The organism is Arhodomonas sp. KWT (assembly GCF_010993615.1).
On the sequence record NZ_WNXE01000273.1, the window covers coordinates 1 to 2,737 of the forward strand.

A 2,737-nucleotide genomic window follows, 5' to 3' on the forward strand; every position below is an offset into this window, starting at 1 on the left:
CGGCCTCCAGCCCGGCACAAACGGGGTCGATGATAGACGAGCTGAACGGTGGATCAAGGAATACGAGATCGAAGGGGGACGCCGGCCCGTCCAGGTAACGCCGCGCGTCCGCCACGGCGACGCTGACGCGCCCGCCGCCGTCGAGCCGCTCGACGTTCTCCCGCAGGACACCGGCGACCCGCCGCGAGCGCTCCACGCAGACCACCTCCCGCGCCCCGCGGGAGGCGGCCTCCAGGCCCAGGGCACCGCTGCCGGCGAACAGGTCCAGACATCGTGCGCCGGCGACCTCGGCACGCAGCCAGTTGAACAGCGTCTCGCGCACGCGCTCGGCGGTGGGACGCAGACCCCGGGCGTCCGGGAACGGCAGCCGCCGCCCGCCCCACTCGCCGGCGACGATGCGCAGCCGGTTACGCGCCGCCACCGTCTTCCCCGTCGGCATCCCCCGCCGTGTCGGCACCGATCACCCCCGCGGGACCGACCAGCACCGTCACGCGGTGGCCCGGCGAGAGCACCTGGGAGACCACCTCGGCCACCCGCTCGCGCCCGAGCGCATCGATACGCTGCGGGAAACGCGCCAGATAGTCCGTCGGCAACCCGTACAGGCCGATCATGCCGAGGTAACCGACAAGGTCCCGGTTGCTGTCCAGGCTGAGGGGGAAGCTGCCGGTGATGTTCGAGCGCGCGAGCGCCAGGCGGTCGGCATCCGGCCCCTTGGACCGGAACTCGTCGATGCTCTCCCGCAGCACCTTCAGGGCATCGTCGAGGCGGTCATTGCGCACCTGGGTGCCGACCTGAAACCACCCCCCCGCCGCGGCGGCGGTCACCGAGCTCGACGAGCTGTAGGACAGCCCCCGCTGCTCGCGCATGCGCTCGGCGAGCACGGACACCAGCCCACCGCCACCGAGGACGTGGTTCGCCAGATACAGTGCCGGCCAGCGCTCGTCGCCCCGGGCCGCCGGTGTCGTCTCGCCGATGAGCACGTGGGTCTGGCTGGTGTCGAAGGGAATACGCACCGTCCGGGACGCCTTCAGCGGCGGTACCGGCGGCAGCGCCGGGGCCGCCTCGCCGTCCGCGAGCCCGTCGGCAAGGTGCGCGGCGATCTCGCGGGCACGCGCCGTGTCGATGTCACCAACGATCGCGACAGTGGCGTTGCCGGCCACGTAGTAGCGCCGGTGGAAGGCCTCGACCTGCCGTCGGGTGACCCCCTTCAGTCCGGCCTCCGTGCCGTCCGGCGGACTCGCGTAGGGATGATCCCCGAGCAGCGCCTTCATGAACGCGCGCCCGGCGACCGTGCCCGGATCCTGGCGTCCATGACGCAGGGCCACCTGCATCTGCCCGCGAACCCGTTCGAAGGCGGTCTCGGGGAAATCCGGGGCGGCCAGGACCCGCGCGAGCAGATCCGTGGCGGCGCCCAGGTTGTCGTCGCGGGCGAGGCTGCGCAGCGACACCCAGGCCGAGTCCCGGGCGCTGCCCGTGGACACCCGCGCGCCCTGCTGCTCGAAGCGCCGCGCGATCCCGCCGGCGCTCAGCCCGTCCGCCCCCTCCAGCAGGAGATTGGCGGTCAGCCGGGCGAGACCGGGATGCTCGCCGTCCCGGGCGGAGCCGGCGTCGAAGAGCACGCGCACATCCACGATGGGCAGCTCATGGGTGGCGGCGAAGACCACCCGGGTGCCGTCGTCGGTGCGCCAGCGCTGGATATCGGGGGCCGCCCACGCCGGGGCACTCGCCACCAGGGTCAGGCACAGGGCCAGCAGGATACGCCGCATCATTCGGCCTCCTCGTCCGTGTCGCTATCGCCGCCGCCCGGGCGCAGCACGCCTACGGCGAGACGGTCGTCGGTCAGGTAGGTTCGGGCCACGCGCTGCACGTCCGCCGCGGTGACGTCGCGGATGCCCGCCTCGAAGCCCTTGAGCCACTCCCAGCCGATACCGGTCACCTCCAGCCTGCCGATACGCATGGCCTGATAGAACATGGAGTCCAGGCCATAGAGATGGTCGGCGAGGATCTGGTTCTGTGCCCGCTCCAGGGTCTCTGCGTCCACCGGCTCGCGCCGCAGCGCCGCGATCTGCTCGCGCACCGCCGCCTCCAGGGCCTCCGGCGAGGTATCGGGGGTCGGGGTCGCCTGGATGCTGAAGCGGGTGTCGAGCCGGGCCACCGGCGAATAGCCGGCGCCGATTCCCGCGGCAACGGACTGATCCCGCACGAGACGCTGGGCCAGCCGGGCGCCGTCGCCACCGTCGAGCACCCCGGCGAGGACCTCCAGGGCATAAACGTCCGCCATGTCCTTCGCCGTCGCCGCCGACGGCACCTCGTAGGCCATGGACAGGTGCGGCACCCGCACGCGATCGTCGCTGGCAGTGAGCCGGCGCTCACCCGGGGCGCTCATGTGCCGGTCCACCGGCGGCTGCGGGTCCTCGCCGCCGGGGACGGGGCCGAAGTACTTGCGGGCCAGCGCGAGGACCGCCTCCGGCTCGACGTCGCCGACGACCACCAGGGTCGCGTTCGCCGGCGAGTACCAGCGCCGGTACCAGTCCCGGAGGTCGTCGATATCCAGGCCGTGAAGGTCCTCGGACCAGCCGATCACCGGCTGGCGGTAGGCGCTCACCGGGTAGGACACCGCATTGAAGCGCTCGCCGAAGGCGGCGACGGGCTGGTCGACGATGCGCAGCCGCCGCTCCTCGAGCACCACGTCGCGCTCCTTGCGGAAGGCCTCGGGGTCGAGGCGCAGCTGGTGCAT

Annotated in this window: 3 protein-coding genes; all 3 read right to left on the bottom strand. The window is 72.6% G+C overall.

Translation table 11 applies throughout. The features are described from left to right. A partial coding sequence (gene rsmD, locus G7A99_RS17740) for a 16S rRNA (guanine(966)-N(2))-methyltransferase RsmD (protein ID WP_163142663.1) occupies nucleotides 1-421 on the bottom strand: 421 nt, incomplete at its 3' end. Then, the gene (locus tag G7A99_RS17745) at nucleotides 408-1,769 is read right to left on the bottom strand and encodes a pitrilysin family protein (protein WP_163142666.1); all 1,362 of its coding nucleotides are present in this window, start codon (nucleotides 1,767-1,769) and stop codon (nucleotides 408-410) included. The genes G7A99_RS17745 and rsmD, both read right to left, overlap by 14 nt. Then, a partial coding sequence (locus tag G7A99_RS17750; protein WP_163142669.1) for a pitrilysin family protein occupies nucleotides 1,766-2,737 on the bottom strand: 972 nt, incomplete at its 5' end. The genes G7A99_RS17750 and G7A99_RS17745, both read right to left, overlap by 4 nt.